The organism is Serratia sp. AKBS12, from assembly GCF_024793895.1.
Taxonomy (GTDB): domain Bacteria; phylum Pseudomonadota; class Gammaproteobacteria; order Enterobacterales; family Enterobacteriaceae; genus Serratia_F.
In genome coordinates, this window is sequence record NZ_JANUSB010000016.1 from 356430 (window position 1) to 362812 (window position 6383).

Annotated in this window: 7 protein-coding genes and 1 pseudogene; 5 read left to right on the forward strand and 3 right to left on the reverse strand. The window is 51.1% G+C overall.

The window, feature by feature from the left end:
• Window positions 1–6: 6 nt before the first annotated feature.
• The 5 genes from kdpE to NYE85_RS21095 all read left to right on the forward strand — a co-directional run bounded on the left by kdpE (window position 7) and on the right by NYE85_RS21095 (window position 4436).
• Window positions 7–696 (forward strand): two-component system response regulator KdpE, encoded by a 690-nt coding sequence (gene kdpE / locus NYE85_RS21075; protein ID WP_259006672.1) that lies wholly within the window; start codon window positions 7–9, stop codon window positions 694–696.
• Window positions 697–872: 176 nt separating this feature from the next.
• On the forward strand, window positions 873–1859 hold the full coding sequence (locus NYE85_RS21080; protein WP_259006673.1) for a TRAP transporter substrate-binding protein: 987 nt from the start codon (window positions 873–875) through the stop codon (window positions 1857–1859).
• A 14-nt stretch (window positions 1860–1873) separates the two neighbouring features.
• A complete protein-coding gene (locus tag NYE85_RS21085; RefSeq protein ID WP_259006674.1) occupies window positions 1874–2386 on the forward strand; it encodes a TRAP transporter small permease in 513 nt (170 codons plus the stop codon).
• Window positions 2383–3690 carry a TRAP transporter large permease gene (locus tag NYE85_RS21090; protein WP_259006675.1) on the forward strand — a complete coding sequence of 436 codons (1308 nt, stop codon included), beginning with the start codon at window positions 2383–2385 and terminating at the stop codon, window positions 3688–3690. The genes NYE85_RS21085 and NYE85_RS21090 overlap by 4 nt, the downstream gene beginning before the upstream one ends.
• A 74-nt stretch (window positions 3691–3764) precedes the next feature.
• Complete coding sequence (locus NYE85_RS21095) at window positions 3765–4436, forward strand: oligogalacturonate-specific porin KdgM family protein (protein WP_259006676.1); 672 nt, start codon at window positions 3765–3767, stop codon at window positions 4434–4436.
• Window positions 4437–4505: 69 nt separating this feature from the next.
• Here NYE85_RS21095 and NYE85_RS21100 read toward each other — a convergent pair whose 3' ends face one another.
• The 3 genes and pseudogenes from NYE85_RS21100 to NYE85_RS21110 form a co-directional block, all read right to left on the reverse strand.
• On the reverse strand, window positions 4506–4808 hold the full coding sequence (locus tag NYE85_RS21100) for a DUF3861 domain-containing protein (RefSeq protein WP_004965859.1): 303 nt from the start codon (window positions 4806–4808) through the stop codon (window positions 4506–4508).
• Window positions 4808–5452, reverse strand: a complete 645-nt coding sequence (locus NYE85_RS21105) for a PadR family transcriptional regulator (RefSeq protein ID WP_259006677.1) — start codon at window positions 5450–5452, stop codon at window positions 4808–4810. Before NYE85_RS21105 ends, NYE85_RS21100 begins: the two co-directional genes overlap by 1 nt.
• A gap of 169 nt (window positions 5453–5621) precedes the next feature.
• Window positions 5622–6383, reverse strand: a pseudogene (locus tag NYE85_RS21110) (phosphoglucomutase, alpha-D-glucose phosphate-specific); the annotation flags it as partial.

Below are 6383 nucleotides of genomic sequence, written 5' to 3' on the forward strand. Positions count from 1 at the left end.
GGTAATGTGACCACTACGCCAACCAATATCCTGATCGTTGAAGATGAAAAAGAAATTCGTCGTTTTGTGCGTACCGCGCTGGAAAGCGAAGGGTTGCGGGTGTTTGAAAGCGAAACTCTGCAACGCGGGCTGATTGAGGCCGGCACGCGCAAACCGGATTTGATCATTCTCGATTTGGGGTTGCCGGACGGGGACGGTTTAAGTTTTATCCGCGATCTGCGTCAGTGGAGTGCTATTCCGGTGATCGTGCTGTCGGCGCGCAATGCGGAAGAAGACAAGGTTTCGGCGCTGGATGCCGGTGCCGACGATTATCTCAGCAAGCCGTTTGGCATCGGCGAGCTGCTCGCTCGCGTGCGAGTGGCTCTGCGCCGCCACGCCAGCAGCCAGCAAGAAAACCCGCTGGTGACCTTTTCACAAATCACCGTCGATCTGATCAACCGCCGGGTGCTGCGCAGCGGCGAAGAACTGCATCTGACGCCGATTGAGTTTCGCCTATTGACCGAACTGCTGGCCAATGCCGGTAAAGTGCTGACGCAACGCCAATTATTGAACCACGTCTGGGGGCCGAACTATGTCGAACACAGCCATTATCTGCGTATCTATATGGGACACTTGCGCCAAAAACTGGAAAGTGACCCGGCGCGGCCTAGGCATTTACTGACCGAAACCGGCGTTGGCTACCGTTTTATGCCCTGAATCGGAGCAAAATCGGCGTTCCCCCTTCTGCCGCCACGATGATGAATATGTGATCTTGGTTGATAAAACCTTTCTGCCAGAGCCAATAAAAGGCGTTTAAAGGCAAAATCAAAAAGGTTTGTCCCCTCTGGCGCTCGTATGATAGTTCCTCTGGAACAAGGTATATACGAGTGCTTATGAAACCGCAGACAATAATAAAAACCACGCTCGCTATCACATTATTTTTTAGCTTGTCACTTACCAGTCAGGCGCAAACCGTTTTACGGTTGGCGTATGCTGAAAATAGCCAGCCGATAAAAGATGCCCTACATTTTCTCGGCAAGGAAATCGAGGAAAAAACGCAGGGAGCAGTCAAGGTCATTTATTTTCCGGACGGCCAGTTAGGCGGCGAACGCGAACTGGTGGAGCTCACGCAGACCGGGGTAGTGGACATTACCAAGGTATCTTCCGGATTAATGGAGAGTTTTTCGCCTTTATACGGCGTATTTTCCCTGCCTTATCTTTTTTCATCAAAAGAAGAATTTTATCGCGTGATGGATGACCCTAATGTGATGACTACGGTATATCAATCTACCGCACCACAAGGGTTTATCGGCATCGGTTGGTATGACTCCGGATCGCGTAATTTTTACATGTCCAAAGGGCCTATCCGCACCATCGACGATCTTAAAGGCAAAAAGATTCGCGTCATGCAGAGCGTTACTGCAATACGCACCATGAAACTGCTCGGCGCGTCGCCAATTGCCATGGGGCAGGCAGAAGTTTATACCTCGTTGCAACAAGGCATTTTAGACGGTGCGGAAAATAACGAATTTGCTTTGACCATTGCCCGCCATGGTGAGGTAGCCCGTTATTATACCTACGATATGCATACGCGTATCCCGGATATTTTATTGATGAGCGCCTTAACGCTGGAAAAACTGACGCCCGAACAGCAGCGGATCGTTGATGATGCGGTCAAGGCGTCAATTTCGTTTGAAAAATCCGCCTGGGATAAAGAAATAGAAAAAACCAGAGCGCTGGCAATCAAACAGTTCAACGTCGAGTTCTTTGATATCGATAAAAAGCCTTTCCAAACCGCCGTTCAGCCTATTTATGACAGTCTGAAAAGCACACCGGCGCTTTATCAGTTTTATCAGACGATAGAAGCAGCAAAAAATTAACTCAGGGGCATATTATGCACGCCATCCGACAAGGACTTGATAAATTACTTGAGGCCATCTGCTGTTTGTTGCTCGGCATGATGGTGATCGTTTCATGCTGGCAGGTGATTAGCCGTTACGCACTGGGACAGCCAAGTACCTTTACCGAGGAGTTGTTGCGTTTTTCCCTGGTGTGGCTGTCAATGTTCGGCATAGCTTACGCTGCGGGCAAACAGCAGCACATCAGCCTGACATTCTTCCTCGACAAGATCCCAGGCACGCTGCAGTTTTTATGGGTGTCGTTATTGCAGGTATGCTTTGCGCTGCTGGCCATATACATACTGATTATCGGCGGCTTGAAAATCTCATCTATTTCCATGCAGCAATTTTCGCCAGCGCTCAATATTCCAATGGGCAAGGTTTATTATGCCTTACCCATTAGCGGGTTGCTGATCATCGTCTATTGCGTGCTCAATATTTACGATCTGATGCATGAAAAGCGGCGGGAAACCGTGTCACAACCTAATAGCAACGGAGAGGCATCATGATTGATCCGGTATTGGCTTCTGGCGTAATGGTCTGTGTCTTCATGGTGTTACTGGCCATGAGTGCACCAATAGGCCTATGCATCGTCGTGGCGTCCTGCTGTACCATGCTACTGGTATTGCCTTTTGACATTTCGATGTTCGCAACGGCGCAAAAAATGTTTTCCAGCCTCGACAGTTTTTCACTGTTGGCGGTGCCGTTTTTCATTCTTTCCGGCGTGATTATGAACGGTGGCGGTATTGCTACCCGGCTGGTCAATTTTGCCAAGCTGTTTACCGGCAAATTACCGGGTTCGCTGTCTTATACCAATATTGCCGGCAATATGATGTTTGGCGCAATTTCCGGCTCGGCGATTGCCGCTTCAACCTCGATCGGTGGCGTATTGGTGCCGATGAGCGCCCGGGAAGGCTATAACCGCGAATTTGCCGCAGCGGTGAATATTGCCTCGGCGCCGACCGGCATGCTTATCCCGCCAACCACGGCGTTTATTCTGTATGCCCTGGCCAGCGGCGGCACTTCGGTTGCAGCCCTGTTTGCCGGCGGACTGGTCGCCGGGCTGCTCTGGGGAATCAGCTGCATGCTGGTAACCTGGTTTGTCGCCAGACGCCATAATTATGTTAATTTCTTCAGCTTGCAAAAGGGAATGGTCTGGAAAGTCACCTGGGAAGCCTTGCCCAGCCTGCTGTTGATCGTCATTATCATTGGCGGCATCGTCTTGGGCATTTTTACCGCCATTGAAGCCTCGGCGGTTGCGGTGGTATATACCCTGTTTTTAACCCTGCTGGTTTACAAGACGCTAAAGCTGAAAAACATTCCCGCCATTTTGGTTCAGACAGCATTAATGACCGGCATCATCATGTTTTTGCTTGCCACATCGTCAGCAATGTCATTTGCCATGGCGATCACCAGTATCCCGGAAGCGCTCAGCAATATGATATTGGGTATTTCGGAAAACAAGCTGGTTATCTTGTTAATCATCACCGTTTTCCTGCTGATTATCGGCGCATTTATGGATATTGGACCCGCAATTCTGATATTCACACCTATTCTGCTGCCGATATTGGTCAAGGTCGGCGTCGACCCGGTCCATTTCGGCATTATCATGGTGTATAACCTGGCATTTGGCACCATCACTCCGCCGGTCGGTAGCGGCCTTTACGTTGGCGCCAGCGTCGGTAATGTAAAGGTCGAGGGACTCGTCCGCCCGCTGATGCCTTTCTATATCGCTATCATCAGCATGCTGCTGTTGATTATCTATATTCCCGAGCTCACATTATTTTTACCAAGAGTACTGGGCATTATGTAACGCCCATTTAAAACAGGCACTACCCTCTGGATGCAATAAAAATAAACAATTATAATTATTGAAAGGAATTTTACATGAAGAATTTCTCGGTATTGTTATTACCTTTATTCTCATCCTCTGCACTCGCAACCTACGTGGATATCCGACATGAGTATTTAGACGACAGCAAAGCCAACTACGATCGCGTCTATATCTCTCATCGTTTTGATAGCGGTTTTGGTTTTGCCTTGGAGGCCATCTCGAAGTCTGGCGGTGACGACACCAATAAGCCATTCAACGATATGGAAAGCCAGGGTAATGAATATACGGCCAATTACCAATTTAAATACCATGGCGTTGATATTCAACCTGGCCTGGTGTTGGAAACTGGCAACGGTTATTCGGTTTATAAACCGTACCTGCGTGCTACCAAGGTATTAAATGAGTCCTGGTGGATTGCAGGACGCTATCGCTTTGAGTATTTCCGCCGTTCTTCCGACGATCGCGAAGATGATAAAATAAACCGTATTGATTTATGGGCTGGCTATAAGGTTAATAGCTGGGATTTTTCTGTGGAAGGCATCTATAAAAAAGCGGAAAAATATAATTTATATGATAACCACACCTATAATTACGAATACAATTTTAGAACGGCTTATCATATCGACGCCTGGTCACCTTTTATCGAAATCGGCAACGTTTCGGTACGCAGTACCACGGATGAACGCCAAACGCGTTTTCGCGTCGGGCTAGGCTATACCTTCTAGACAATGCGATACAATGAGCCTCCCCGTGAGGCTCATTGAGCATCAACCGCCTGCCGCAAGCCGCAGTCATTACGGCGCATCGGGGCCTTTCTTAAGGCCGATCATGAAATCCTTGAACGCATCACGCAGCGGCAAAAATAGTGGGTGCTTGCGGTTTTCAATCATCACCTCAGAAAATAGCTTTAACCCCACGGCGAACGCCGCACTTTTTTCCTCACCAAAGTTCAGATCCTGGCGCGCCTGGATCCGTTCAACGATGCCGAGGATGTCATCGTGGTTTTCCACTTCAAACACCAGCGGCGTTTTTTCTACCGGCTTACCCTGGCGATCGGTCAGCGCTTCAACGGTAATACGAAAACGGTGTCCAGGCATCAGCTATTCTCCTCTGGGTGTTGCGCCTGCGCCACGGTGGTTTCGATACTTTCTACCGCAGCCAACAGCGCCTGATTGATCTGCTCCACCTGCTGCTGGCTCAGGTCGGCACGCATCATGTTGCCACGCAGTACGCGTTTCAGACGCTGCATGGTGTCCGCGATGCCTTCAGCCAGGTTGCCTTCGCGGCGGCGGCTCACGTCCGCCAGACGCGCAAAGATCACGTCCACTGCCGGCTGGTGCTGCGCCAGCTCCGCCTTGCCGGCGTCGGTGATGTGATAGCTTTTGCGACCGTTGCCGGTGGTGGTAGCTTCAAGAAAATCCTGCTCTTCCAGCAGCGTCAAGGTGGGATAAATCACCCCCGGGCTTGGCACATACAGGCCGGAGGAGGCCTCTTCTATCGCCTTGATCAGTTCGTACCCATGGCTTGGTTTGCGTTCGACCAGCGCCAGCAGCACCATGCGCAAGTCGCCGTGTTCAAACAGGCGATGCAGTTTATTGCCACGGCCGCGGCCGCGCTCATGCTCTTCGCCATGCGCGCCAAAATGATGGCGGCCAGCGCGGTGGTGATGACAGTGGTGGTGATGTTCGCCGTACTCGGCGTAACGGTCGCTACAGCGATTGTCGCGAAAACGATGAAACATGGTGTCTACCTCTTGTGTGGTTTTAGATATATCGAAATAACTTCGATATATCTAATCTAGATCGATATATCGAAATCAGCAAGGGGAAAAACGAGTTTAGATATATCTAAATTGAAGGCATAAAAAAAGCGCTGTAAGAACAGCGCTTTGCTTGGAGGTAAGGGGGAAACTACTTGGCGGAAGCCAGCACTTCGCTGACGATCTCTACCGCTTCCTGTTCGATCTTGGCGCGGTGTTCCGCGCCCAGGAAGCTTTCACAGTAAATTTTGTAGGCTTCTTCGGTACCGGATGGTCGTGCGGCGAACCAGCCGTTATCGGTCATAACCTTCAGGCCGCCGATCGACGCGCCGTTGCCCGGTGCAGCGGTCAAGCGCGCGGTAATCGCGTCGCCAGCCAGCGTACTGGCGTTGACCATTTCCGGCGACAGCTTGGCCAGCGCGGCTTTCTGCGCGTGGCTGGCCGGTGCCTGAATGCGGTTGTAGCTTGGCGCACCGAAACGCTTGGCAAGATCGTCGTAATGGTGCTGCGGGTTCTCGCCGGTCACTGCGGTGATTTCCGCCGCCAGCAGGCACATGATGATGCCGTCTTTATCGGTAGACCACGGCGTGCCGTTGAAACGCAGGAACGAGGCGCCAGCGCTTTCTTCGCCGCCAAACCCCAGGCTGCCGTCGAACAGGCCGTCAACGAACCATTTGAAACCGACGGGCACTTCCACCAGCTTGCGACCCAAATCTGCCACTACCCGGTCAATCATCGCGCTGGAAACCAGCGTTTTGCCCACGGCGACCTCAGCGCCCCACTGCGGACGATGTTGGAACAGGTAGTTGATCGCCACCGCCAGGTAATGGTTCGGGTTCATCAGACCGGCAGGGGTAACGATACCGTGACGGTCATAATCCGGATCGTTGGCGAACGCCAGATCAAACTTGTC

What these genes read in the sequence shown, in the direction of transcription:
- NYE85_RS21105 (WP_259006677.1), bottom strand. Translation starts at nt 5,452, where the DNA reads ATGTTTCATCGTTTTCGCGACAATCGCTGTAGCGACCGTTACGCCGAG.
- NYE85_RS21080 (WP_259006673.1), top strand. Translation starts at nt 873, where the DNA reads ATGAAACCGCAGACAATAATAAAAACCACGCTCGCTATCACATTATTT.
- NYE85_RS21090 (WP_259006675.1), top strand. Translation starts at nt 2,383, where the DNA reads ATGATTGATCCGGTATTGGCTTCTGGCGTAATGGTCTGTGTCTTCATG.
- NYE85_RS21100 (WP_004965859.1), bottom strand. Translation starts at nt 4,808, where the DNA reads ATGCCTGGACACCGTTTTCGTATTACCGTTGAAGCGCTGACCGATCGC.
- NYE85_RS21095 (WP_259006676.1), top strand. Translation starts at nt 3,765, where the DNA reads ATGAAGAATTTCTCGGTATTGTTATTACCTTTATTCTCATCCTCTGCA.
- NYE85_RS21085 (WP_259006674.1), top strand. Translation starts at nt 1,874, where the DNA reads ATGCACGCCATCCGACAAGGACTTGATAAATTACTTGAGGCCATCTGC.